The sequence below is a fragment of the Chryseobacterium sp. T16E-39 genome, from assembly GCF_002216065.1.
Taxonomy (GTDB): Bacteria; Bacteroidota; Bacteroidia; order Flavobacteriales; family Weeksellaceae; genus Chryseobacterium.
Map to the genome: position 1 here is coordinate 839,618 of NZ_CP022282.1, position 24,787 is coordinate 864,404.

Sequence of the window (24,787 nt, forward strand, 5' to 3'; positions counted from 1 at the left end):
ATGAAAAATATACTGAACAACATCATTGCAAAACGATGGTTAATACTGGCATTGTTTGCATTGCTTGCCTTATTTGGCTATTACTCGTGGAAACAACTTTCTATAGAAGCATATCCTGATATTGGAGATGTTACGTCTCAGGTTGTCACTCAGGTACCCGGTTTAGCTGCTGAAGAAATAGAGCAACAGATTACGATTCCTATTGAACAGGCAATCAATGGACTTCCCGGAATGCATGTGATGCGAAGCAAGAGTACTTTTGGATTATCCATGGTGACAATTGTTTTCAACGACGGAGTAGATGATTATTGGGCGAGAACGAGAATTAAAGAAAGACTGGGAGATCTCGAGCTTCCCTATGGAGTGACTCCTGGGCTTGATCCTTTGACATCGCCTACCGGAGAGATATACCGGTATATTATTGAAAGTAAAAACCATGATCTTCGGGAGCTTACCGATCTTCAGAATTTCATGATCATTCCTAAAATAAAACAGGTTTCAGGAGTTGCTGATGTTACCAATTTTGGTGGAATTACCACACAGTTTCAAGTAGAACTGGATCCTGTAAAACTGGAGCAGTATAATATTTCCCTTAAAGAAGTAGCAGAGAAACTGGAAGCCAATAATGCCAACTCAGGAGGAAGTGTCATGAACAGAGGTGATCAATCCTATGTTATCCGTGGTATTGGCTTGGTTAAATCTTTGGAAGACATGGGAAGAGTTGTGGTAAAATCAGTCAATGGTACTCCTGTGTACATGAATGATATTGGCAAGATAAAATATGGGAATCTGGAACGTAAAGGCGCATTAGGTTATTCTGATCAGCGCGGAGCTAATTACTCTGATAACATAGAAGGTATTGTTTTATTACTTAAAGGAGAAAATCCATCTGTTGTATTAAAAGGAGTAAATGAAGCAGTCGATGATCTGAATAAAAACGTTCTTCCAAAAGGAGTTCAGATTCACGTTGTATTAGACCGTACAAATCTTGTTGACAATACCTTACATACCGTTTCGAAAACTTTACTTGAAGGAATGACATTAGTGATCATTGTATTAATTGTCTTTCTGGGAAGCTGGCGTGGTGCTTTACTGGTAGCGGTTACAATTCCATTATCGCTGTTAATTGCATTTATATTAATGCATTTCACCAATATCCCAGCTAACCTGTTATCACTTGGTGCGATCGATTTCGGAATTATTGTAGATGGCGCTATTGTCATGCTAGAAACGATTTTAAAGAAACGGGAAGATCATCCTGATGAAGAACTTGATGAAAAAACAATTACCCAAAAAGTAAAAGAAATCGCCAAACCCGTATTTTTTGCTACGATCATTATTATCACGGCCTATTTACCATTGTTCGCTTTTGAAAGAGTGGAAAAGAAACTATTTACACCAATGGCTTTTACCGTAGGATATGCACTCCTTGGCGCATTGGCTGTAGCCCTATTTCTTATTCCAGGATTGGCTTTTGTGATCTATAGAAAACCCCGTAAGATCTATCATAACCGTTGGCTGGAGAAAATAGGAGCTGCCTATCACAGCAGGGTTCAGAAAATTATGAGCCGACCTAAACGAATATTCATCCCGTTAATTGCTATTCTTTTAACTACCGGTATTTTAACAGCTCTCGTAGGAAAAGACTTTTTACCACCATTGGATGAAGGCTCAATATGGCTGCAGGTTTCATTGCCACCAGGCATTACGGTTGAGAAATCCAGAGAAATGAGTGATACCCTTCGGGCACGTACCCTCAAACATAAAGAAGTAACCTATGTAATGGTACAGGCAGGGAGAAATGATGATGGAACTGATGCATGGACACCTTCCCATTTTGAGGTTAGCGTAGGTCTAAAACCATACAGTGAATGGAAATGGGGCAGAAGTAAAGCAGATCTCATTAAAGAGCTGGAAGCTGAATATGCAACGATGCCCGGATATAATATTGCTTTTACCCAACCGATGATCGATGGGGTAATGGATAAAATTTCAGGGGCACACAGCGAGCTTGTGGTTAAAGTTTATGGAAATGATTTTAAAGAAACAAGACGAATAGCAGAAGAAGTCATGACGACTTTAAAAAAAGTAAAAGGAGCTGTCGATCTTGCCATAGACCAGGAGCCTCCATTACCTCAGTTGCAGATCAAAGTAGACCGTGAAAAAATAGCTCAGTATGGACTAAACGTATCGGATGTTTCAGATCTCATAGAGGTAGCTATCGGTGGAAAAGCGGTTTCAAAAGTATATCAGGGAATCAAGGTGTATGACATCATTACACGATATAACGAGATAAGCAGGAATACTCCCGAAAAGATAGGAAGCCTAATGTTGACCAATGAATCCGGAGCAAAGATTCCACTTTCCCAGGTTGCAGATATACAAATGAACACCGGAGAAAGTATGATCGCCCGTGAAATGAACAAGCGCCATCTCACAGTACGTCTCAATCTTCGTGGTACCGATCTTACTTCTTTTTTAGCACAAGCTGAAAAGGCTATTGACAAAGAGGTAAAATATGATCATGAAAAGTACAGTGTAAAATGGGGTGGACAGTTTGAAAACCAAAATCGTGCTTATGGAAGACTTTCAATAATTGTCCCGCTAGCACTTTCCATCATGTTTATTTTACTTTATGGAGCTTTCCAATCATTCCGTCAGGCCGGACTTTTAATAAGTATTGTTCCGCTCGCTCTTTTTGGAGGAATGCTGGCACTTAATCTTCGCGGAATGACCTTGAATATTTCTTCTGCAGTAGGCTTTATAGCTTTGTTTGGAGTCGCTATACAAAATGGAGTGATCATGATCTCCCATATTAATGATCTGCGAAAAAAAGGATATAATCTGAGGAAAGCGGTTATTGAAGGAGCATCACATCGTTTCCGTCCTGTTCTGATGACTGCAACAGTAGCGATATTAGGATTATTCCCAGCTTCATTAGCAACAGGTATCGGTTCAGATGTACAAAGGCCTTTAGCTACTGTTATTGTTTATGGACTCTTGTTTTCAACCATCATTACATTATTTGCCCTTCCTGCACTTTATTATTTAATAGAAAATAAATGGGGAAAGAGTTATAACGCCGTAAAAGAAAATTAAAATGATTACAACAAAAAAATACATAAAATCCTTTTTAGCGTTAGTCCTTCTGAGTATATCATTTGTGGTAAAAGCTCAGAAGATAGACACTGCATTTGCTAAAAAACCGATTGACTACGCAACTTATATCAATCTTGTAGGGAAAAATAATTTAGCGTATTCTGCAGAAAAATTTAATGTTAATATAGCTGATGCAGCGATACAAACTGCCAGAATATTTCCTGACCCCCAATTAGGTTTCGGATGGTTTGATAATGGACAGAAAAGAATGAAATTGGGTTACGGCTTCAACTCTGAAGTAAGCTGGACATTGGAAATGGGCGGAAAAAGAAAAGCCCGTATAGAGGTAGCCCGTAATCAGGCACAGCTTAGCCGTCTTCTTCTGGATGATTACTTCCGTAATCTTCGTGCAGATGCAACATTAGCTTATCTGGCAGCCATTCAAAACAGAATTGTGCTCGATGTAGAATCAAATTCTTATCTCCAGATGAAAAAGCTGGCAGAATCAGACAGTATTCGTTTTAAATTAGGGGTAATTACTCAGGTAGATGCCCGACAATCTAAACTGGAAGCTGGAACAATGCTTAATGATGTATTTTCTGCAGAAGCAGATTGGAAAACTTCGTTAGCGAACCTTTCTCTTTTGTCCGGAAAAACTAAAAATGACTCTCTATTATATCCAAAAGGTGACTTCTCTGGCTTTGAGCGGCAGTTTTCTCTACAAGATCTCGTCATCGAAGCACAAAATAACAGGGCAGATTTAAAAGCAGCTTTACAAAGTAAGCATGTTTCTCAAAGCTTATTAAAGCAAGCTAAAGCTGATCGGGCAATTGATCTTGGATTATCATTCGGGGTAAACAATGCTGCTTATGTCAGGAATACTATTGCTCCTACACCAGGCATGACCACTGTAAATGCCGGAATCAGTATCCCATTAAAGTTTTCCAATAACAGATCCGGGGATCTCCGGGCTGCACAATATGGTACCTTACAGGCAGAAACTACCTACAAACAAACAGAGCTCCAGATTCAAACTGAAGTTACACAGGCATATTTTACGTATATCGCAGCTCAAAAGCAGGCTGACCAGTTCAAATCTGGTTTGCTTACAGAGGCACAAGCCATCCTTGAAGGTAAAATTTACAGTTATAAAAGAGGGCAGTCTTCTTTATTAGAAGTCCTGAATGCACAACGTACTTATAACGATGTACAACATGATTATTATAATGCCCTTTACAGCTATGCTGTTTCATTAGTAGAACTGGAAAGAGCGGCCGGAATATGGGATATTAATTTTTAATTAAAAAACAATGAAAAAGACACTCATTATATTGATCTTACTATTAGAAGGGCATTTTCTATATGCACAGACCACACATGAAAATACTGATACCTTAAAAATTAATACCCAGGAATTAAATCCGAACAGAGTGACCTGGGGAGTGAAAGCAGGTATCAACACCTATAATCTCTATGGTAAGGAAAGAGATTTTATTTTTGCGAATTCAGACACAAGATTCAAACTAGGATTTTTTGCAGGTATCTTTGTTAATACAAACATTACCAGAAATATAGGTCTTACCCATGAATTGATTTTCAATCAAAGAAGAGTAGGTGTTACCTATAAAGATGCAGCTGATAACACCTATAGTTCAACAATCAATAGTTCTTATATTGACATTGTTCCTGCTAACATCAACTATCAGCTATCCGGATTCAGATTCTATGCAGGTCCTTATGTAAGTATGTTATTAGCAGCTAGCACAAAACGAAAGGATGAAAATGGCATTTTTTTCAAGGATAAAAGCATTTTTGGTGACGCTACCAACGATGAAAGTAAGGGATATTATCTTCAGAAATTTGATTTCGGTATGAACCTCGGAGTTGATTATCAATTAAAAGACCGCTGGTCTGTTGGGATTAGATACACTCATGGTTTTACAGATCTCTTTCAGAATGCTAATAGTTCAGCAAATGGAAATGCCAAAAAGGATAAAATTAAAATATATAACAGAGGATTGATGCTTTCACTGGCTTATGATCTCAGCTCGAAACGTTCTTCAAATGAATAATTTGATAATGCATTCAAATCATATTGCAATTGAAACAATCAATAGAGCCGGGTTTTAACCCGGCTTATTTAATGCCATACATATTGGCTTTAGCCAAAACATACAATAATATAAGTTTTGGCTAAAGCCTTTTCGGAGGGCTTATTTTTTTTAACAGGCTAAAGCCCGTTTCTATTGATTGTTCTTTCTCTCGCAGATCAAGCAAATGATGCAGATTTGTTTTAACGCAAAGATTTATTATCACTCTGTTTATTAGTAAGGTTTGCAAAGAGTAGCTTCGCTGATGAAGCTTATGTAATCTTAAAAAATCTTCGATTTTTTTTAAACTTATGTGTAATTATTATACAGCATGTATTAAACTTAAAGTAGCTTAAGTGTTAAGACTATTTGTGAGTGAGATTGCTTCACATTCGTTCGCAATGACAAAGTGTTTAAAAACTTTTGTGACTTTTGACTACGTCGAACCTTCGGTTTGTGGTTATTTTAGATTATATAGATTTCAATAAATTACCGATCAGCTTTTCATTTATCCCCGAAGTATTTTCGAGGTTTCTTCAACTAAGCTTTCCATTAATATTGTCGCATTTCTATGTTTCAAGACAGGAGCAATCTGACCAGCCCAAAAGAAAACCATATCATTTTTTCCTTGTTCTAATGCAGCTTTTCGTAATGGCGACATAAAAGTAGTCTGCAATGGAAAGGGCAGATGTGCAATGGATTTTTCAGAAAGCTCTTCTAGGATTTCTGTGGTAATTCCTCTTCCAAGTCGTCCTGTGTAGGCTCTTGATAGCCTGGTATTTTTAGAGGCATCAGAAAAGAGAGCCTCTCTGTGAACGGGTACAGCACCAGACTCCTCACAAGCAAGAAAAGCAGTTCCAATCTGCGCTGCTTCTGCACCTAATGTTAATGCGGCGGCAATTCCGGTTCCGTTGGCAATTCCTCCGGCAGCAATTACGGGTATTTTTACTTTATCCTTTATCAGTTGGATCAGGACAAAAGTACCTGTTGTCGAAAATTCCGCTTTGTCCAGAAAAGAAGGCCTGTGTCCGCCACTTTCAAATCCTGATGCTACAATAAAATCAACCCCGGTATTTTCTAAAGCAAGAGCTTCATCTAAAGTGGTAGCATTTCCGGCAACTAAAATTCCTCTTTTGTGACATTCTTCAATAACATCGGGATCCAGTAATCCAAACATAAAACTGAAAACCTTCGGCTTAATGTCAAGAACAGTTTGAAGCTGATTCTGAAATCTGGATTCAAAAGAGGGTGAAAGCTTTGGAATTTCGATATCCAATTTTTCAAAATAGGGTTTGAATATCTCCACTGTTTCTTTATATTGTCTTTCAGTATCGTCCTGACTGAGATAGTCTGTATCGGAAACCCAAAGATTTAGATTATAAGGATTGGCTGTTTTTGACCTAATCTTCTGATCTGTATCATAGATCTCCTGTGGACTAAGTGTGTATGCTCCAAATCCACCCAGTCCGCCCATATTGCTGACAGTAGATGTCAATTCAACTGTAGATAAACCACCTCCAAAAGGTCCTTGCCATATTGGGTATTCTATTCCCAATAGATCTGTTATTCTGTTTTTATTCCACATAAATACGTCTTGTTGATTTGGTTCAAATGGTTACTCTACATCCGTTAATGTCTTATTAACGATCAGCCATTTACCGTTTATTTTATGAAAAGTAATAAAATTATAGTAATTAAAATCGTACATCTTTACATTTAATTTTACGGCAGCAATAGAATTGATCACGTCAATAGAAATAATCTCCGGTTGAAATGGTGCACCTGCTTTTTCAGGACTTACACGACTTCCCACTCCTTCAATATACTGAGTTGCTGTTTTATAATAAGGAACTCCTTTTATATCTCCAAAGAGAAGAGCGTCCTTAAAAAAAACTTCTTTCAGAAGCGTTGTATTGCCTTCAAAGATCCCTTTGAAGTAATATTCCTCAAGCGCTATTTTTATAGCAGTTTCTTCTGTACCATTTTTCATAGTGTTGATTTTTTGAGCATGACTGTTTATTGGAAAAATAAACAGCCATGCGATTAATAATAGAATTTTCATGACAGATAATGTCCGGCTCCCATACCGCCGTCCACATTAATTATGGCTCCGGTTACCAACTTATTGGTAGCAATACTGTGAACCATCTGGGCTACTTCTTCAGATTCCCCAATACGGTTCAATAAATGAAGCCCTGCAGCTTTATCAATATTTTCATCATGCATTGGGGTTCTGATAAGCCCTGCCGCAACGGTATTCACCCTGATATTATCTTTTCCAAATTCCGCAGCCAACTGAATGGTTAATGCGTGTACTGCACCTTTACTGGATATTGGCGCAGCGGATGGAGATCCTGCCAGTGCGTGGTATACTAAAGGAGAACCAATATTAATGATCACTCCATCTTTCTGTTTTTGCATCTGAGGAATAACCGATTGGCTTGTGAAGAAAGTTCCTTTAAGATTTGTTCTCAGAAATCGATCCAGGTGATCTTCCGTCACTTCTAAAAAGGGTTTATTCTCATAAATCCCTGCATTATTGACCAAAACATCTGCAGATCCAAATCTGTCAACAGCTGTTTTTACCAACAGATCTCCAATAGATTTTTCAGCAACGTCACCAGCAACCATGGCCAAACGATCACCACCTCCCAATTCATTGAAAACCTGCTCCAACTTTGATTCTGTTTTTGAATTGATGACTACATTATTGCCTCTTTCCAGAAAGTATCTTGCAATTTCCAATCCTATTCCTGATGAAGCGCCTGTTACAATAACTGTTTGTTTACTCATCTTCTTATTTTTTTTCAGTGGAAAATCCTTGTTCTTTTAACACAGATACCTGATCTCCGGCATATCCCCAGTTGTCATCTTCTATCTCATCGATCACAACATGGGTAAGATGAGGATCTTTATTCAGTACTGATGTTACTAATTCTGTTACTCCTTTTATTAAAAGCTGTTTTTGTTCTCTGGTAACTCCGTCACGTAGAACTTCTATTTTTATGTAAGGCATGATCTTTAATTTTAAATGTTAAAAATTGTTTTCAGCAGCTTCTGCTGTCAAATTGATAGTAAGGTCAAAGTTGTTGTATATCAGGGTGTCACCAAGGTCGGTAAAGAAATTGCCTGATCTGAATTTCATATTGTACTTGGTTCGGTCAAGAACAATTTTACTCTGTATTGTCGCTGTATTTTGTTGGGTTTCGATCTTCAAAACAGCATCGACAGGGTGGGTGATTCCTTTGATCGTAAGATCTCCGGTCACATAATATACATGATCAGCTCCCGGCTCTGCATGTTTGATTTCAAATGTAGATTCAGGGTATTGATCAGAATTAAAAAAATCATCAGAAGCTAGATGACCGGCAAATTGAGCATTCGTTTCAGCATCTTCAATGTCAAGAATTTTGATAGAACGGGTATCGATCTTAAACGTTCCTGAGGTAAGCTGGTTGTCTTTGAAAGAAAATGTTCCTTCTTTGATTCCTATTGTTCCGTTGTGAGAACCCGTTACTTTTCTTCCGGTCCATTCTACAATGCTTTTATCATTGTTTACTTTAAAATTTTGTGTATTCATTTTTTCTATGTTTAAATGTTGACACAAAGTTGCGTTGATCGGATCAAAAAGATACGTGACCTGGGTCACTATTTACCATAGATTAGGGTTGATATAATCTGCTGAGGGTTTCTCTGGAAACCCCAAGATAAGCTGCAATTAAATGCTTAGGAACAAGATTGTACAACTGCGGATACATAGATAAAAGTTCTTCATACCTGAATTTAACATCATTATTCATAAAAGAAAGAAGTCGTTTTTGTACAGCAACATAACCTTTGTTGGTTCTCCATCTGAAGAAATGTTCCACTTCATGAATTTCATTACAGATTTTTTCCCGGTTTTCATTGGATATCGCCAAAACTGTTGCATTGGTAATACAGTCAATATTTACCGTCGCTTTTTGGTGGCTGTATAATGCATTATAATCTGAAACCCACCAGTTAGGCATGGCAAACTGAAGGATAAACATTTTCATGGCATCATTCAGGTAAAAGGCTTTCAAACAGCCATCGAGTACAAAAAATTCCTGATCTATAGAATCCCCTTCAGATAAAAGCATTTGTCCTTTTTTTAGACTGATCATTCGAAAATGGGAAAATACATAATCTAACTGTTCCTCGCTGAGTGAAACAAATTGTGATAAATGCTGCTGTAATATCTCTTTAGGATTGGTCATTGTTCTTGGTAATACTATTACAAATATACAATGTAATCGGTTTCGAGAAGAGGGTTTAGTTTACATCTGTTTTTTATTTTCCAGGATATATGGCAGATTTGATTTACTGATGATAAGAAAGCATTTTATTTAAAACAGCAGAAAGATGATTGGGTGTACAGTCCTTTTCATTTTTTACAGTATCATCTTTACTATCCTTTCTGCAAATGATCATAATAAATTTAAATGCAGCCTGTTTCGTAACAGCATTTATCTGTTCATCGATTTCAAAAAAATCCAGGAGTCCATATTCTTTAAATTCCCTCTGTACAGCATCCATATCGTAGAAATAGAGCTGTCCTCCTTTTCCAATTTCAAAAGTATCTTTTCCGATCTCTTTGCCTTTTCCATAGTTAGGAGAATTTTTAGAGATCACGGAAAAAATCATCCAACCTCCTTCCTGTAATTGATTAAAACAATCATCAATCATTTTCTTCCTTTGATTGTGGTTAAATAAATACAAAAGGCCGTAACAGAAAATGCCATCATACAAATGTTTATCAAAAGGCATTTCCGTCACTGATCCCTGAAAAATCTGCATTTCACTTCCATAATGATCTTTAGCCAGTTCAATAGCTGTTTCAGAAACTTCTATTCCTGTTACCTTCATATCATTTTCTATAAAGATCTGGCCGTTTCTACCATATCCGATTCCCGGAATGAGAATATCTTTTAATCCCCGGTCTACAAAAAGATCTTTTGCTAATATCGCGGAATGAGAGGGGGAAAAACCCCACATCGTTTGATGTTCAATAAAACTATTATCCCAGAATTCTTTCATATCTTCAGCCTGATTGGTATCACCAACAACCATTTTACTTGATACTTTTTTATTTTTCATAAACTCTTTTTAATTTAAAACATGCTTCTCTTTATTCTTTTTTGGACCATAAATAAGAACATAAACAAACAGAATCAACATCGCAGTAACACCTGCCCACATCGCCTGTTTCCATCCATAAATAAAGGATTCACGGGCAATATATAGTAAAGTATCAGATTGATGTCCTGCTTTTGGAGCAATAGCTATCGCATTAGAAATTCCCTCGCGGGCAGAAGAAGCGATAGAGAAAGGAATGTCATCTAATTTTTCATCCATCTTATTTCGATAACCTGCACTTACCAAAGATCCAAGTAAAGCAACACCAAGAGCAGTTCCAAGTTCACGTGTAATATCATTAAGTGCCGAAGCAACTCCTTGTCGATCAGCAGGCAGAGCAGAAGTTATAGCTTCAGTAGAAGGTGTCATGCTCAATCCCATTCCAATTCCCATAGCAAGCATTCCTGGAAGTACTGATAAATAACCTCCATCTGCAGACACCAGTATTGCCATAAGTGCAGCTCCTAAACTCCCCAATAAAATACCCGATGCCATAGTGAAACGCCTTCCTATCTGTGCAGCAATTTTAGGTGCCAGGCCTGAAGAAAACATCATAAGTAAGGCCATAGGCATCATAGCAAGTGTAGAACGGAGACCTGACCAACCTAAAACTCCCTGAAAATAAGGAAACAATACAATAAATATTCCTGCCTGCACCCCAAAAATCATTAACAGTGATACAGATCCACTCGATAAACCACGCTTCATAAAAAGTGAAACATCAAGGAGTGGTGCTTTCTGCCTCAATTCCCAAACCACAAAAAGAACAGCCGATATAAGTCCTGTAATGAGAGATCCTATTACAATAGGTTCACTTAAGCCTTTAACAGGAGCTTCATGCAGCGTGTATACCACTCCAACTATCGCTATTATTGATAGGAGAGTACCAACAGTATCAAAACGATACTCTGTTCTTTCCGCTGAATTTGGAATATATCTTACTGTCAGAGCAATTGCAATTAAAGCAAGTATTACGGGAAAAACAAAAAGCAGTCGCCAGGTGTAAAGATCGACCAAAACAGCAGAAAGGTACATTCCCAGAATCCCTCCACCTCCTGCAACACCCGTCCAGATACCAATGGCTTTTGAACGCTCTTCATCAGGAAACGTAGAAGTAATTACAGAGAGCGTAACAGGCATGATCATTGCTGCTCCAATCCCACACAAAAACCTTGATACAATCATCATGGTAGAAGAAACTGCCCAACCCGACATCATGCTGGCTATTCCAAAAATAAATAGCCCGACAAGCAACACTGGTTTCCGACCAATCCGATCACCCAGAGCACCAAGAGGTAAAAGTAAAGCTGCTAAACTTATTGTATATATATTGATCATCCACAAAATACTACTTTGAGAAGCATTGAAATCGATGGCTAATTTTGGTTGTGCTACATTGAGCCCGCTTACGGAGGCAATGACGGCCATCAATGCAATGCAAACTGTTATTAATATCATTCTCCTTTGACGCTTACCGGCATTTAAAACTACCTGATTGCTAAGATCTTTTTCTTTCATACAGCAAAATTACTTATCTTTACTATCCAAATGATATTACTTCCCCTTTGGATAGCACTATCCAAAATGACAGTAAGTTTAAAAGTGTAACTATGATACCAGAAAAGGACTGTTCAAAAGCAATGTTATCTATAAAGGACGCGCTTGATGCTGTAGAAGGAAGATGGAAGCTATTAATCCTCTATTCACTATGCAGCGGGTCTAAGCGTTTTAAGGAACTTTCAAGAGAAGTTACAGGAATAACAGACAAAACGTTGTCGAAAGAGTTAAAGAACCTGCAAGCTAATAAGCTGATCAACCGGGAAGTGTTTGATACCTCGCCACCCACAGTTGAATACACCATGACTGCTCACGGCATGTCATTGAAAAATGTATTGTTTGAACTTTGGAATTGGGGATTGATTCATCGTGAAGAGGTGATTGGAAAATACTAATTACACTACATATAAGTTTTCTATTCTTGAACTTTAATAATCTTCAATATAATTTATTATTTAAAATATACCAATTGGTATATTTATTTTATATCTTTGCTTTCTCAAAATTTAGTATACACATAAGCAGTTGAAAAGAGCTGCCTTGATTGATTAAACTTTTTTTTGATTTAAAATATACCGATTGGTATATTTTATTAAATTAATAAAGATTAAAAACATGAAAAGAATAATCCTGATCATCACAGTGATCTCCGCAGCGATTATGGAACTGATAGATACTTCCATTGTGAATGTAGCCCTTAATTATATGAGTGGAAATCTGGGTGCAACGCTGGAAGATATTTCCTGGGTTGTAACTGCGTATGGCATTGCCAATGTGATCATCATTCCTATGACCAGCTTTTTAGTAAATAATTTAGGACGGAGAAATTACTATATCGGTTCAATTATCTTATTTACTTTCTGTTCCTTTATGTGTGGAAATTCAACCAATCTTTGGGAGTTGGTCATGTTCCGGTTTCTCCAGGGTATTGGTGGTGGGGCATTGCTTTCTGTATCAGCAATGGTAGTTTATGAATGTTTCCCAAAAGAAAAACAGAATATTGCCAGTGCATTATTTGGAATTGGTGTCTTTATTGGACCAACAATCGGTCCTACGTTAGGTGGATTTATTACGGATAATTTTTCATGGAGATGGATATTCTATATCAACATTCCTTTGGGTATTTTAGCCGCAATTTTATGTTTCAAATTATTACCGGAATCCCCAACAAGACAAAAGGTCAAAAAAATCGACTGGCTTGGAATCATCTTGCTTATTATAGGAATTGGATCATTACAAACGGTATTGGAACGGGGAGAAACGGAGGATTGGTTTGCCACCAGATATATCATTCTTCTCACCGTTGCTGCTGTTTTATCACTCATCTTATTTGTTCACAGGGAACTTACGATACCCCATCCTGTTGTCAAATTATCAGTTCTTAAACATCCTTCCCTCAGTATTTCTGCTATACTTACTTTCATAACAGGGATCGGCATGTTTACGTCCATCTATCTTACTCCGGTACTGGCACAACGGTTTCTAGGATTCAATCCTGCACAGGCAGGACTCTTGCTATTACCAGGTTCTATTATCGCTGTCTTCGCATTGATTATTACAGGTAAGGTATTGCAGAAAGGAGTTCCACCAGCTCTAGTCGTGTTATTAGGATTTTGCTGCTTCATTTATTTCAACTGGTCTATGGCGCAGGTTAATTTAGATGTTTCATTTGCTACGATTTCTATCAATTTAATTTTCAGAGCACTCGGCATGGCCTTACTTACCGTTCCGCTGGCCTCCCTCGCTGTTTCTTCTCTAAAAGCTGAAGATATGCCACAGGGAACTGCGATTAATAATATGATGCGGCAGCTTGGAGGATCATTCGGGATATCCATAATCAACACCTATATCGCCCGGAGAGTTGCCTTGCACAGAACCGATTTAATATCCAATCTTACTCCTGACAATAGATCTGTAATGGACCGCTTGCAAGCCTATACATCTGTTTTTCAAAGTAAGGGATCTGGCTTTCCTGAAGCACAGCAAAAAGCAATAGCATTAATGGAAAAAATTGTTGTAAAACAATCCTTTTTTTTAAGCTATATAGATGCGTATATGGTTATTGGTCTGGCATTTATATTTGTATTACCTTTATTATTATTTTTTCTGAAGAGAAATAAGAATAAAAAAGTAGTGATCGTTTCAGCAGATCATTAAAAATGAATTATATAAAATTTAATAAAATCAACATCATGAAAGAAGTATTCATCGTATCAGCAAAACGTACTCCCGTCGGAGGTTTACTGGGGAATCTATCTACTTTTACGGCAACCCAACTGGGAGCTTTGGTTATTCGTGAAGCTTATAAAAGCATTTCGTTAGAGCCTGAATTATTAGACAGTGTTTACATGGGAAATGTATTAAGTGCAGGTGTAGGACAGGCTCCGGCAAGACAAGCAGCTATTTTTGCTGATATCCCTTATGATAAAGATGCTACTACCATCAATAAAGTATGTGCTTCAGGAATGAAAGCAACCTCATTGGGTGCACAACAAATCCAGTTGGGTCTTGAACATCTCATTGTAACAGGAGGAATGGAAAGCATGAGCAATACCCCCCACTATGCATTTATCAGAAATGGGAAAAAGCTGGGCGATCTTACCCTTACTGATGGAATGACCAAAGACGGACTCTGGGATGTGTACCATAATTTTCATATGGGAAGTGCTGCAGAACTGGGTATCAAGAAATATGGACATACGAGACAGGAGCTGGATGATTATGCATTGTCATCTTATAAAAAATCACAAAATGCTACTGCACAGGGAAAATTTAAAAATGAGATTGTTCCCGTTGAAGTTACCAAAGGAAAAGAAACCATTGTAATAGATAAAGACGAAGATATTGACAAACTTATTCCTGAAAAAGTAGCGCAGCTAAAACCTGTTTTTGAAAAAGATGGAGTACTTACCGCTGCCAATTCCAGTAATTTGAATGACGGAGCAGCTGCTTTGATTCTTGCTTCAGCAGAGGCTGTAGAAAAATATCAGTTAAAACCTCTAGCTAAAATCATAGGATATGCAGATGCTGCTCAGGCTCCTGAATGGTTTACTACATCGCCCGCATTAGCTATTCCAAAGGCTCTTATGCATGCTAATCTGGATCTTTCTGCAATTGATTATTTTGAAATTAATGAAGCTTATGCTTCAGTTGTGCTTTCTAACCAGAAAATCTTAGGCTTTGATCCTGAAAAAGTCAATATCTATGGTGGAGCTGTTGCGATTGGTCATCCGATAGGAGCTTCCGGAGCCCGGATCTTGGTGACTCTTCTTAATGTATTGCAACAGGAAAAAGGAAAATATGGAGTTGCCGCTATTTGTAATGGTGGTGGTGGAGCTTCTGCAATGGTAATTGAAAATCTGAATTTATAAATATTAAAATCAATAACGAATTAACTTCATAAAAATGTCTGACCTTATTTTAGTCAGACATTTTTTATTGAATATAATAGGATGTATTATGCAGGTAATTGTTCTAAAAATACTCTAATATCTTTACTTATTTCCTCTACATGGGTTTCCAATGCAAAATGTCCCGTTTCATAAAATTTCACGGTCGCATCGGGAATATCTTTTTTGTAGCCTTCAGCTCCGGGAGGGAGGAAGAAAGGATCATATTTACCCCACGCAGCTAATAATTTAGGTTGATATGTTCTGAAATATTCCTGAAATTTAGGATACAAGGCAACATTGGTACGGTAGTCCAGCATCAGATCAATCTGAATATCATTCATTCCGGGGCGATCGAGAAAATATTGGTCCAGTGTATAAGATTCAGGAGCAATTAATGAGAGATCTTTTACACCTTCCTGATATTGAAATAGGGTCATTTTTTGAGACGTAAAATCACTTAACAGCTGGCGATTCTCCGGGGTAGGATCTTCCCAGTATTTTCTTATTGGATTCCAGTTATCACTCAATCCTTCTTCGTAAGCATTCCCATTTTGAGAGATAATACCGGTTATTTTTTCCGGATTAGCCAAAGCAAGTCTTAAACCTGTTGGAGCACCATAGTCAAAAATGTATAAGGCAAATCTTTTTAATCCTAATGTATCAATAAATCCCTGCATTGCCTGAGCCAGATTATCAAAGGTATAATCGAATTCAGAAGAATCCGGAGCATCACTAAATCCGAAGCCTGGCAAATCAGGGGCGATAATATGGTATTGATCATTTAATTCCGGAATCAGATCCCGAAACATATGAGAGGAGGTAGGAAATCCATGAAGAAGTAATAGGGTTGGAGCATCTTTTGGTCCTGACTCACGATAAAAGATATTCAGGCCGTTAACGTCTGCATTTTTGTAATAAATGGTTGGGTTCATAATTGTTTTTATTTTTTGTTATTTCAAAATTACTCCATATATTTGATTCCATAAAACGATTAATTATGATCTAAACTATCATAAAAAATGATATATGAATTTAAATGATCTCAAAATATTTGAAGCAGTTGCGGTTCACGGGAGCTTTACAAAAGCTGCAGAAGTGATGTTTACTGTGCAATCTAATGTTACAGCCAGAATAAAAACATTGGAAGAAGAACTGGAAGCCCAACTGTTCACCCGTACTTCCAGAAAAGTCTCTTTAACGACCTCCGGACATGCATTTATTCAATATGCCCGAAAGATCACGCACATTATAGAAGAGGCCAAGAACGAAATTAAAAAATCTGATCAGATAGGAGGAAACTTATGCATTGGGTGCATAGAGACCACTTTGGTGTTTAAAGCCCCTCAAATTCTATCTGATTTCATGAAAGTGTATCCACATGTAGCATTGGAATTCAAATCAGATACACGGGAAAAGCTCATTGATGACGTATTAAATTATAAGCTGGATGCGGCATTTGTTTCAGCTCCTATCCACTCTTCACAATTGGAACAGATTCATATTAAACAGGATGAATTGGTTATTATTACTTCTCTGGATGAAAAATCAATTAATCATGTTCTCAAAAAAGACCACCTGAATATTGTTGTGTTTGAACAGGGTTGTGTGTACAGGGCACGACTTGAAACATTACTTAATGCCAGAGGAGTGATCCAGTATAAAAGTATGGTGATGAATTCTATTGAAGGGATCATTAACTTCGTGGAAGCTGGTTTAGGAATTACGCTGTTACCTCTGGAACTTGTAGAACAGTACTATGGAGGTCGGAAGCTGAAAACATTTAAGCTAAGCAAAGAGATCAATACCATATCCACTTCACTCATCTATTTAAAAAGCATTCCAAAATCACAGGCTTTGGAATCATTTATACAAATGTATGCGATGAGTAACTAATGTTATATAAAAACAAAAAAGGCTGTAGTATTCATTACAGCCTTTTATTTTTCTATTAAAATAATTATAATTCAGCAGCTATTGGCCAATCTACCGGGATCTTTGTAGCTGCATATAAATAATTGGTAATGGTTTTATCTCCAATAGCGATAATAACATCGACTAAATTTCCTTCAGTATATCCTTCATTAAAAAAGTTTGCTTTTGTTGCTTCAGAAATTTCTCCTTTTTTACTTACTGCCTCCTGAACAAGATTGGCTAAAGAGCTGAATTTTGAGTCAAAAGAAATATCCGATTTTCTGATCTCGATAATCTGTTCATCACTAAATCCATTTAACTTAGCAATTGCAGTGTGCGCACTTAAACAATACAGACATTTATTATACTGACTTACCACTAGATTAATGACTTCTTTTTCTTTTGCTTTTAAAGATGATTTTGCATTTTGCAATCCTAAATAAGTGCTTAGCCCATTTTCGGAATGAGCGAAAGTAGCATAAAGGTTAGGTACAAACCCAACTCCTTTTTCTAATTGAGCAAAAATACTTTGGTTAGTTTCTGACAGTTGTTCTTTTTGAGGAATCTTAAAATTGTTCATTGTAATTGTTGTATTAAATTAATAGGACAAAGTTGCGTCATCCCCGGCCAGAAAGAAATAGAATAATTTCCCGAAAGCTTATGCTTTTTTCCCTTTGGAGATTATCATACATTTGCTCAGCAAAGACTTTCACAAAAAATCAACAGGAAAGAAAAGATGATCTATAATTATCACAATAAGCAAACTAAAGCTGCCTGCAGACTACTCATTAATGAAGAAAAATTCGACAGAGCTTTTTATGGAAAAGACCGCAAGGATAAATTCCTGACATTAGCATGGAATCAGGGTCCGGATATCCTGATTACGATTGATAAGGTTTCTTACCTTTTTACGTCGGGCAGTATACTTTGTCTGATGGTCAACCAGTCTTTTGATTTCCCGGAAAACTCGCAGGTAGTTGTATGGCAGTTCAACAAAGACTTTTACTGTATCGAAAGCCATGATTCAGAGGTTGGGTGCGTTGGATTTCTTTTTTATGGATTATCACAGAGTATGTTTGTCACCATTGAAGATAAAGTACACGATAAACTGACTTTGCTGCTCCGTATTTTCATTGAGGAATTCCAGGACATCGATGATATACAGGAAGATATGCTTAGAATGCTTTTGAAACGATTGATCATTCTGATTACCAGATCAGCAAAAAGACAATTTGTAAATGAAAAGCTTCCGGAACAGAAGCTGGATATCATCCGGCAATTCAGTCTTCTTGTTGAAAAAAACTACAAATCGGAACATTCGGTAAAGTTTTACGCAGACCAATTACATAAATCCCCTAAAACACTTTCTAATCTTTTCAACCTGTACAACAATGGAACTCCTTCTGAAATAATCCAGCAGCGAATTATACTTGAGGCTAAAAGACTGTTACTGTATACCCACAAGTCGGCAAAAGAAATTGCCTATGAATTAGGGTTTGAAGAGGTCGCATATTTCAGCAGCTTTTTCAAGAGGTCCACTGGTGTTTCTCCTGTCTTGTTTAAAAAGCAGTCAGCAGACATTTTTATCCCATAAAAAAAGCCTCCCGAGGGAGGCCTTAAAAAACACAAATGATGAAAAAAAATTATTTCGAAGTGCAAATATAATAAATATATTATGTAACACATTGTAATTTTATTAATATTTTAATTTATTTTTCAATAACATATTAATATTATGCATACATATAATTAAAATAATTTCAAATATACATTTTTATTCTTTAATGAAGCCTTTCTTGTTTATCTGTTGGCAAAAAAGTCTTACATAACAAAAAAACCTCCGGGAAATCCTGGAGGTTTGGGAACTTTTTATTGACTAAAATTTAAATACACAGCCGCAAACGCTCATCTTGCCTTCTACAACTGTTGTCCATTGTCCGTTCCAGGTACCTCCGTAAGAAGCACAGATGGAAGGGCATATTTCTTTAGCATCATCATTGCTCCAGATCGGACCAGCAAGAACATCCATTGTATATTCTGTACTTCCTGATGGGGCAGTATCATACTCAACTTCGATTACACTCATTTCTCCTTCAACAATGGTAGACCACTGTCCGGTAAATTTTCCTAAATGGGCCGCAGCAATACGACCACCTAATTTTTGAGCCTGATCATTGCTCCAAAGTGGACCTGCAACGATGTTAATTTTGAATTTTGACATGATATTTGTTTTTTATGGTTAACAAGTCAAAGTTGCGATTATAAAGAAACAAATAGTAGAGTAGAAAGCACCATTTTTTTCGTTCAGTAATTCTACCTAGCATTCCCATCACAAGCATCATACCGCGATCACTACAAAGAAAAACACGTATTATTATTTCTCTTCAAATGGATATAATAGTATTTTTATATTAAAAAAATGATCTTAAAAACTGAATTGAATCAAAGGTAAAGGAAGGTAAAAAAAAGACGAAGCTATAATTATTCCTTATAGCCTCGTCAAATTTTTAATCATTTGGTTTTGTGATTACAAATTTAGATCAATCTGTATCACAGGTACAGATACAGTTGTTGTTTTTTATTAGGGCACAGATTACCATTTGGTAATAATTTTACCCAATGTTTTAAGATCATTATTGACCTTATCATTCCAGTCCATTGCGAAATTGAGCCGCATACAATTATTATATTGGTTGTATTGGGTAAACATTCTTCCCGGTGCAAAAGTGATATTCTGCCTTATGGAAATATCAAAAAGCTGAACTGTATCTATTTTTTTATCCAGTTCTACCCATAGCATAAAACCACCTTCGGGCTGAGAAACTTTAGTGTTTTCAGGAAAATAATCCTCTATCCCTTTTAGAAGCTTTAAACAGTTTTGATGTATGGTTTTCCTGAAAGTACGCAGATGATGATCATACCTTCCATTTTCTAAAAAGTGGGAGAGCGCCTCCTGATAAAGCGCAGGAGTCGAAATCGTCTGTATCAGCTTTTGCTGAATGATCTTATCTTTATATTTTCCGGGAATAATCCATCCGATACGATATCCGGGAGCCAATGTTTTAGAAACAGAATTAACAAGCATCACAATACCTGATTCATCAAATGCCTTACAGGGTTTAGGCCTTTCTGCTCCATAATACACATTCCTGAACATATCATTTTCCACCAATGGAATATCCCATTCGGTAAGCATTCGAACAAGTTCCTTTTTATGGGTGTCCGGCATCAGAGTGCCTAAAGGATTATTAAAATTAACAATAAAACAGCAGGCACTTATGGTTGGTAAAACTTTTTTAAGTGCTTCGAGATCCAAACCCGTTGATGGATCAGAAGGAATTTCAACAGCCTCCAGCCCCATTGCATTGAGCATTTTAATGATTCCAAAATACGCCGGACTCTCAATAGCCACTTTATCGCCAGGTTTGGTAACGGCCATCAGACAGGTAAACATTCCGTTCATCCCCCCTGATGTCACAATCACATCATCTTCTGTAATTTTGCCCTCCAGCATAAATGCCCATCTTGCAACTGTTCTTCTAAAATTAATATTTCCTTGGACAGATTCATACGTTACCCCACCATTAGCTAAACTCCGCATAACAGTTGTTACACTTTTATTAAGCTGTGCAATGGGTAGTAAGCTTTTTTCCGGCAGTCCCATAGAGAAATGTGTAATATCCTGATTTTCTGATGAAGCAAATGTTTTATGAAAAAGATCTTCCGGATGCTGTTCTTTTTGCAGCGATTCCAATATAATAACGGAAGGTAATGAGAATTTTCTCTGAGAGGCTTTGCTCACATAATAGCCGGATTTAGGTTTCGGCTCGATCAGTGATTTACTTTCTAATTCTAAAAATGCCTGACGGACTGTATTGATGCTTACATTATACACTTTCTGTACAGTACGTATAGAAGGTATTTTGTCACCTAATCGTAATGTTCCATTGAGAATTTGCTTTTCAATGATTCCGGCAATTTTCAGATAAAGAATCTCTTTTTTCATTCAGTCATTTTCTGTGTCTTTCAAAAGTAAGGAATTTAATAATGCTTCATATGATATCGGATAAGAATCATAAAACCCGTGAATTCAATACTATACCTTGATTGGATTAATTAAAAAAAGACAAAATGATTTTTATCAAAAATCGCGATCAATACGATATATTTCATACAAAAGTGAATGATTTATGAAATTTTGTTCTATCACATTGTAAAATAGTAAGATAAAAAACCTTAATTTTAAGTGAATTTAGGTTTTTTTAATATTTTTTAACAAAAATTATATTTCTATTTTTGCAACCAAATCTTATAAATTATGAAAAAAATTTTATTAACCCTTTCCCTTTCATTGGGAATTTTTGCTGCAGCACAAGAAGCAAAAACAGAAGCTCCCGTTGTAGATACTACAAAAGCATGGAGCATTCAAGGTCAGAACACATTAATGCTTAACCAGGCCGCATTCTCGAACTGGGTAGGGGGTGGAGCGAACAACGTAGGTTGGCTTGCCGGTGTGAATTATAACCTTACTTATGAAAAAGGAAAGGACCTTTGGGAAAATATTATTATTCTGGGTTATGGACAAAATAATACCCAGGGAGTAGGAACCAGAAAAACACAGGATGTGATCAATCTTTCAAGCAACTATGGTAGAGAAATTGCAAAAAGCTGGTATGTATCAGGGGGAGTAAGTTTACAAACTCAGTTTGCGCCAGGATATGAAGATGGAAATAATCCTGACGCCAAAAAGATCTCCAATTTTATGGCTCCGGGATACCTGAATGTAGGTGCTGGTTTCACCTACCGCCCAAATGACAATTTTACAATGACATTACGTCCTGCGAATGCAAGGGTAACATTTGTATTGGATAAAGATCTTCAATACGCCGGAACGTACGGATTAAAAAATGATGGCGATTCTTCATTATTCCAGTTCGGTTTCCTGGGAACAGCTATTTATAAAATAAAAATTATGGAAAACATCAACCTGACCAATACAGGATCTGTATTTTCCAATTACCTTGACCATCCTGAAAGATTGGTTCTTTCCTACAGTGGAATTTTAAATATGAAGATCAACAAATTCATTTCTACGAATATTACTTTGGATCTTTTATATGATCACAACCAGATCCGAAGAACACAGTTGAAACAAACGTTAGGAGTTGGTTTCGCTTATAATATCGACAACGGTAAAAAACGTTCCGATAAAAAAGACAATCAATCCTGGATGAAAAAATAACACGTCCTTAAAAATAAAAAAAAGCCAATCCGAAAGATTGGCTTTTTTATTTCAAGACTTTTATACTATATATTTTATTGACCATTTATTTACTGATGGCCACTTTTTCTTACCGTCAAAATAAGTATAGCCAGGAGACCGCTTATCGCACCGAAGAAATAAATCGACTGATACCCGAACCAACCTGCGATAATCCCCGCTATCGGGCCGGCCAAGCCGAGTGAAAGATCAAAGAATGCTGAATACGCTCCCAACGCAGTTCCTCTCATTTGATGACTAACTTTCTTAATAGCCAGTACCCCAAGAGACGGAAATACCAGGGAAAAACCAATTCCCGTAAGTGCACATCCTACAATAGCCATCCATCCGGAATGAGAAAAACCAATGAACAGCTGGCCCACAATCTCAATAGCAAATGAAACTAAAGCAACCTTATACCCCCCATATTTATCCGGAAGTGAAGCAAATAATATACGGGTAAGAATATAAAACCCTCCAAAACAGACAAACGCTAAAGAAGCGTTCTCCCAGCTTTTTTCAGCAAAAAGCAAGGCGATAAAGGAAGCAATACAGGCAAATCCTATAGAAGAAAAAGCAAGTGCCAGTCCCTGATCGGAAACTTTTGCGATTACTTTATAAAATGGAGTTCTTACATGTGCAGGATCCACTTCAAGAGTTGGTAATTTAGCCGTTGACAGCCAACTTACTACGGATAGTAAAAGAATTAATGTAAAAGGGGCAATAACCCCAAACTGACTTCCCATCCACATGCTTAACGGTGCACCTAAGGCGATCCCTCCATACATTGATATTCCGTTCCAGGTCATTACTTTACCTGAGTTGTGTGCCCCAACAAGACCAATTCCCCAAGTTAAGGCTCCTGTTACCATCATACTTTCTGAAATACCGTGGATGATCCTTGAGAGAATCAGTAAGCCCAATGCTAAAAGTGGGAAATGCACAAAAGAGCTTCCTGCGATATAGAGGATCCCAGCCGCTGACACCAGGAATATCCCTCTATGATTACTGATTTTAGCCCCTAATGTATCCGTCAGTTTTCCGGCATATGCTCTGGTTAATAAAGTAGCTAAAAATTGAAGCCCCATTACGATCCCTACAGTGAAAGAGTCGAATTTCAATTCATTTTTAATGAGTGTGGGTAAAGCACCCAATGTGATTCCGATGGTAAGATATACCGCAAACACCGAAATTACGATAGGAGCCAGAACTTTTCTTAATGGTATATTTTTTTTGTGATGATGGTCATCTCTAATTTCCGGAGTAACCATATTTGTACTTTTTACTGCCATATTGCATCGTTTTTTTAGTTATTTTTCGAGTACAAAAGTAGGCAGGCAGCCTTCATGGAACGATAGCCATTCAATGGCTATAATTGGACAAATAATGGTTTACTTTTTCGAAATTCAGATGCAGTATGTCCGGTATTCTTTTTAAAAAAGCGGGAAAAGTAAGCGTAATCATCATATCCCAATTCAAAAGCAATCTGCTTAATATCCATATCTGTATAATACAATAGCCGTTGAGATTCAAGGATAATTTCCTGCTGAATCCAATGGCTGGCTGAAAAACCGGTAATTTCTTTTACCACTTCATTAAGATAAAGAGGAGTAATATGAAGCTCAAGAGCATATTCCTTTACCTGCTTCAATTTTTTATAATTTATCTGAACGAGTTGTTTGAAATGAAGAACAGTTTTATATTTCTGTCCGCCGATGGTTTTTTCAGAATGTCTGTTTTTGATGAGAGCCCGTACCACAAGCCCCATCAAACTATCCGTAAACGAATTGATAAGGTTATTTTGGAAAGGGGATGCCCAATTGGCCAATACAGAATCAAAAACCGGGATAAATGAAAACAGATCATCATTCTTCTCAATTGAAACCGCCTGATTCGAATTAAGGTAAGTATTGAAAATTTCAAGATAAGTTTTGGGAATCAAAGCCGTTTCTACAAATACAAACCAGCCTTTACAATCTTCATTCTTTATATACCTGTGAACCTGACCGGGAGCCACATACAAAACCGAGGTTCCGGATAATTCAACTGTACGGAAATCCAGTTCCAGTGAGGAATATCCATCCTCCAGAATAACAAACATAAAATGCTCATCCCGATGGACTTTTTGCACCGATTCATCAAGTTCACCCATCGGACAAATTTCAATGCCCGTACTATCAAGTTCGTTTTTATGGAGTAGTATTGTTGATTTTGCCATTACTGAAACATTAGGCCATTTAAAAAGGATAAATTTAGTCATATTATAGGATATTTCAGTAAAAAGAAAAATCCCTGCATAGGACTATTGAGAGAAAATATGA

Annotated in this window: 23 protein-coding genes; 9 read left to right on the forward strand and 14 right to left on the reverse strand. The window is 37.1% G+C overall.

The genetic code is table 11. The features are described from left to right. Genes CEY12_RS03580 through CEY12_RS03590 form a run of 3 tightly spaced genes read left to right on the forward strand, consistent with a single transcriptional unit; the run spans position 1 to position 5,171 of the window. On the forward strand, positions 1 to 3,099 hold the full coding sequence (locus CEY12_RS03580; RefSeq protein WP_172821004.1) for an efflux RND transporter permease subunit: 3,099 nt from the start codon (positions 1 to 3) through the stop codon (positions 3,097 to 3,099). Position 3,100: 1 nt separating this feature from the next. Beyond that, a complete protein-coding gene (locus CEY12_RS03585) occupies positions 3,101 to 4,399 on the forward strand; it encodes a TolC family protein (RefSeq protein ID WP_089026386.1) in 1,299 nt (432 codons plus the stop codon). 10 nt (positions 4,400 to 4,409) lie between these two features. Further along, on the forward strand, positions 4,410 to 5,171 hold the full coding sequence (locus tag CEY12_RS03590) for a porin family protein (protein WP_089026387.1): 762 nt from the start codon (positions 4,410 to 4,412) through the stop codon (positions 5,169 to 5,171). A gap of 526 nt (positions 5,172 to 5,697) precedes the next feature. Here CEY12_RS03590 and CEY12_RS03595 read toward each other — a convergent pair. From CEY12_RS03595 to CEY12_RS03630, 8 genes are all read right to left on the reverse strand, one after another. Further along, positions 5,698 to 6,774: an NAD(P)H-dependent flavin oxidoreductase gene (locus tag CEY12_RS03595; RefSeq protein ID WP_089026388.1), complete on the reverse strand. Its 1,077-nt coding sequence runs from the start codon at positions 6,772 to 6,774 to the stop codon at positions 5,698 to 5,700. Between the two features lie 30 nt (positions 6,775 to 6,804). Then, positions 6,805 to 7,179 carry a nuclear transport factor 2 family protein gene (locus CEY12_RS03600; RefSeq protein ID WP_228409784.1) on the reverse strand — a complete coding sequence of 125 codons (375 nt, stop codon included), beginning with the start codon at positions 7,177 to 7,179 and terminating at the stop codon, positions 6,805 to 6,807. A gap of 68 nt (positions 7,180 to 7,247) precedes the next feature. Beyond that, positions 7,248 to 7,982 (reverse strand): SDR family NAD(P)-dependent oxidoreductase, encoded by a 735-nt coding sequence (locus CEY12_RS03605; RefSeq protein WP_089026390.1) that lies wholly within the window; start codon positions 7,980 to 7,982, stop codon positions 7,248 to 7,250. Positions 7,983 to 7,986: 4 nt separating this feature from the next. Continuing rightward, entirely contained in the window at positions 7,987 to 8,205 is a 219-nt protein-coding gene (locus tag CEY12_RS03610) for a tautomerase family protein (RefSeq protein WP_089026391.1), read from the reverse strand. Positions 8,206 to 8,223: 18 nt separating this feature from the next. Beyond that, positions 8,224 to 8,769 carry a YceI family protein gene (locus CEY12_RS03615; protein ID WP_089026392.1) on the reverse strand — a complete coding sequence of 182 codons (546 nt, stop codon included), beginning with the start codon at positions 8,767 to 8,769 and terminating at the stop codon, positions 8,224 to 8,226. Between the two features lie 82 nt (positions 8,770 to 8,851). Then, positions 8,852 to 9,427, reverse strand: coding sequence for a Crp/Fnr family transcriptional regulator (locus CEY12_RS03620; RefSeq protein ID WP_089026393.1), 576 nt, complete (start codon positions 9,425 to 9,427; stop codon positions 8,852 to 8,854). Positions 9,428 to 9,530: 103 nt separating this feature from the next. Continuing rightward, positions 9,531 to 10,307, reverse strand: coding sequence for a class I SAM-dependent methyltransferase (locus CEY12_RS03625; RefSeq protein WP_228409785.1), 777 nt, complete (start codon positions 10,305 to 10,307; stop codon positions 9,531 to 9,533). A 9-nt stretch (positions 10,308 to 10,316) separates the two neighbouring features. After that, positions 10,317 to 11,864: an MFS transporter gene (locus CEY12_RS03630; RefSeq protein WP_089026394.1), complete on the reverse strand. Its 1,548-nt coding sequence runs from the start codon at positions 11,862 to 11,864 to the stop codon at positions 10,317 to 10,319. A gap of 92 nt (positions 11,865 to 11,956) precedes the next feature. Here CEY12_RS03630 and CEY12_RS03635 point away from each other — a divergent pair, with 92 nt between their 5' ends. The 3 genes from CEY12_RS03635 to CEY12_RS03645 all read left to right on the forward strand — a co-directional run bounded on the left by CEY12_RS03635 (position 11,957) and on the right by CEY12_RS03645 (position 15,274). After that, positions 11,957 to 12,298: a winged helix-turn-helix transcriptional regulator gene (locus CEY12_RS03635; RefSeq protein ID WP_089026395.1), complete on the forward strand. Its 342-nt coding sequence runs from the start codon at positions 11,957 to 11,959 to the stop codon at positions 12,296 to 12,298. 220 nt (positions 12,299 to 12,518) lie between these two features. Beyond that, entirely contained in the window at positions 12,519 to 14,060 is a 1,542-nt protein-coding gene (locus CEY12_RS03640) for a DHA2 family efflux MFS transporter permease subunit (protein ID WP_089026396.1), read from the forward strand. Between the two features lie 35 nt (positions 14,061 to 14,095). After that, a complete protein-coding gene (locus CEY12_RS03645) occupies positions 14,096 to 15,274 on the forward strand; it encodes an acetyl-CoA C-acyltransferase (protein ID WP_089029775.1) in 1,179 nt (392 codons plus the stop codon). 86 nt (positions 15,275 to 15,360) lie between these two features. Here CEY12_RS03645 and CEY12_RS03650 read toward each other — a convergent pair whose 3' ends face one another. Then, the gene (locus CEY12_RS03650; protein WP_089026397.1) at positions 15,361 to 16,227 is read right to left on the reverse strand and encodes an alpha/beta fold hydrolase; all 867 of its coding nucleotides are present in this window, start codon (positions 16,225 to 16,227) and stop codon (positions 15,361 to 15,363) included. 94 nt (positions 16,228 to 16,321) lie between these two features. Here CEY12_RS03650 and CEY12_RS03655 point away from each other — a divergent pair, with 94 nt between their 5' ends. Then, positions 16,322 to 17,188, forward strand: coding sequence for a LysR family transcriptional regulator (locus CEY12_RS03655; RefSeq protein WP_089026398.1), 867 nt, complete (start codon positions 16,322 to 16,324; stop codon positions 17,186 to 17,188). Between the two features lie 64 nt (positions 17,189 to 17,252). Here CEY12_RS03655 and CEY12_RS03660 read toward each other — a convergent pair whose 3' ends face one another. Further along, a complete protein-coding gene (locus CEY12_RS03660) occupies positions 17,253 to 17,786 on the reverse strand; it encodes a carboxymuconolactone decarboxylase family protein (RefSeq protein ID WP_089026399.1) in 534 nt (177 codons plus the stop codon). Positions 17,787 to 17,942: 156 nt separating this feature from the next. Here CEY12_RS03660 and CEY12_RS03665 point away from each other — a divergent pair, with 156 nt between their 5' ends. Then, a complete protein-coding gene (locus CEY12_RS03665; RefSeq protein WP_089026400.1) occupies positions 17,943 to 18,800 on the forward strand; it encodes a helix-turn-helix domain-containing protein in 858 nt (285 codons plus the stop codon). A gap of 282 nt (positions 18,801 to 19,082) precedes the next feature. On the opposite strand, the gene CEY12_RS03670 is transcribed toward CEY12_RS03665, so the two are convergent. Together CEY12_RS03670 and CEY12_RS03675 are read right to left on the reverse strand one after the other, a co-directional pair. Then, entirely contained in the window at positions 19,083 to 19,427 is a 345-nt protein-coding gene (locus tag CEY12_RS03670; protein ID WP_089026401.1) for a mannan-binding lectin, read from the reverse strand. 372 nt (positions 19,428 to 19,799) lie between these two features. Further along, complete coding sequence (locus tag CEY12_RS03675; RefSeq protein ID WP_089026402.1) at positions 19,800 to 21,212, reverse strand: PLP-dependent aminotransferase family protein; 1,413 nt, start codon at positions 21,210 to 21,212, stop codon at positions 19,800 to 19,802. A 312-nt stretch (positions 21,213 to 21,524) separates the two neighbouring features. Between CEY12_RS03675 and CEY12_RS03680 the strand changes: the two genes are divergently transcribed. Beyond that, on the forward strand, positions 21,525 to 22,448 hold the full coding sequence (locus CEY12_RS03680) for a DUF3078 domain-containing protein (RefSeq protein ID WP_089026403.1): 924 nt from the start codon (positions 21,525 to 21,527) through the stop codon (positions 22,446 to 22,448). Between the two features lie 89 nt (positions 22,449 to 22,537). Here CEY12_RS03680 and CEY12_RS03685 read toward each other — a convergent pair whose 3' ends face one another. Together CEY12_RS03685 and CEY12_RS03690 are read right to left on the reverse strand one after the other, a co-directional pair. Next, complete coding sequence (locus tag CEY12_RS03685) at positions 22,538 to 23,758, reverse strand: MFS transporter (RefSeq protein WP_089026404.1); 1,221 nt, start codon at positions 23,756 to 23,758, stop codon at positions 22,538 to 22,540. A 77-nt stretch (positions 23,759 to 23,835) separates the two neighbouring features. Then, on the reverse strand, positions 23,836 to 24,726 hold the full coding sequence (locus CEY12_RS03690) for a helix-turn-helix domain-containing protein (protein ID WP_089026405.1): 891 nt from the start codon (positions 24,724 to 24,726) through the stop codon (positions 23,836 to 23,838). Positions 24,727 to 24,787: the final 61 nt, after the last annotated feature.

Coding starts and splice junctions, on each gene's coding strand:
- CEY12_RS03610 (WP_089026391.1), bottom strand. CDS start 8,205: ATGCCTTACATAAAAATAGAAGTTCTACGTGACGGAGTTACCAGAGAA.
- CEY12_RS03670 (WP_089026401.1), bottom strand. CDS start 19,427: ATGTCAAAATTCAAAATTAACATCGTTGCAGGTCCACTTTGGAGCAAT.
- CEY12_RS03645 (WP_089029775.1), top strand. CDS start 14,096: ATGAAAGAAGTATTCATCGTATCAGCAAAACGTACTCCCGTCGGAGGT.
- CEY12_RS03620 (WP_089026393.1), bottom strand. CDS start 9,427: ATGACCAATCCTAAAGAGATATTACAGCAGCATTTATCACAATTTGTT.
- CEY12_RS03630 (WP_089026394.1), bottom strand. CDS start 11,864: ATGAAAGAAAAAGATCTTAGCAATCAGGTAGTTTTAAATGCCGGTAAG.
- CEY12_RS03690 (WP_089026405.1), bottom strand. CDS start 24,726: ATGACTAAATTTATCCTTTTTAAATGGCCTAATGTTTCAGTAATGGCA.
- CEY12_RS03605 (WP_089026390.1), bottom strand. CDS start 7,982: ATGAGTAAACAAACAGTTATTGTAACAGGCGCTTCATCAGGAATAGGA.
- CEY12_RS03655 (WP_089026398.1), top strand. CDS start 16,322: ATGAATTTAAATGATCTCAAAATATTTGAAGCAGTTGCGGTTCACGGG.
- CEY12_RS03680 (WP_089026403.1), top strand. CDS start 21,525: ATGAAAAAAATTTTATTAACCCTTTCCCTTTCATTGGGAATTTTTGCT.
- CEY12_RS03615 (WP_089026392.1), bottom strand. CDS start 8,769: ATGAATACACAAAATTTTAAAGTAAACAATGATAAAAGCATTGTAGAA.
- CEY12_RS03640 (WP_089026396.1), top strand. CDS start 12,519: ATGAAAAGAATAATCCTGATCATCACAGTGATCTCCGCAGCGATTATG.
- CEY12_RS03600 (WP_228409784.1), bottom strand. CDS start 7,179: ATGAAAAATGGTACAGAAGAAACTGCTATAAAAATAGCGCTTGAGGAA.
- CEY12_RS03675 (WP_089026402.1), bottom strand. CDS start 21,212: ATGAAAAAAGAGATTCTTTATCTGAAAATTGCCGGAATCATTGAAAAG.
- CEY12_RS03635 (WP_089026395.1), top strand. CDS start 11,957: ATGATACCAGAAAAGGACTGTTCAAAAGCAATGTTATCTATAAAGGAC.
- CEY12_RS03590 (WP_089026387.1), top strand. CDS start 4,410: ATGAAAAAGACACTCATTATATTGATCTTACTATTAGAAGGGCATTTT.
- CEY12_RS03625 (WP_228409785.1), bottom strand. CDS start 10,307: ATGAAAAATAAAAAAGTATCAAGTAAAATGGTTGTTGGTGATACCAAT.
- CEY12_RS03580 (WP_172821004.1), top strand. CDS start 1: ATGAAAAATATACTGAACAACATCATTGCAAAACGATGGTTAATACTG.
- CEY12_RS03585 (WP_089026386.1), top strand. CDS start 3,101: ATGATTACAACAAAAAAATACATAAAATCCTTTTTAGCGTTAGTCCTT.
- CEY12_RS03660 (WP_089026399.1), bottom strand. CDS start 17,786: ATGAACAATTTTAAGATTCCTCAAAAAGAACAACTGTCAGAAACTAAC.
- CEY12_RS03650 (WP_089026397.1), bottom strand. CDS start 16,227: ATGAACCCAACCATTTATTACAAAAATGCAGACGTTAACGGCCTGAAT.
- CEY12_RS03685 (WP_089026404.1), bottom strand. CDS start 23,758: ATGGCAGTAAAAAGTACAAATATGGTTACTCCGGAAATTAGAGATGAC.
- CEY12_RS03595 (WP_089026388.1), bottom strand. CDS start 6,774: ATGTGGAATAAAAACAGAATAACAGATCTATTGGGAATAGAATACCCA.
- CEY12_RS03665 (WP_089026400.1), top strand. CDS start 17,943: ATGATCTATAATTATCACAATAAGCAAACTAAAGCTGCCTGCAGACTA.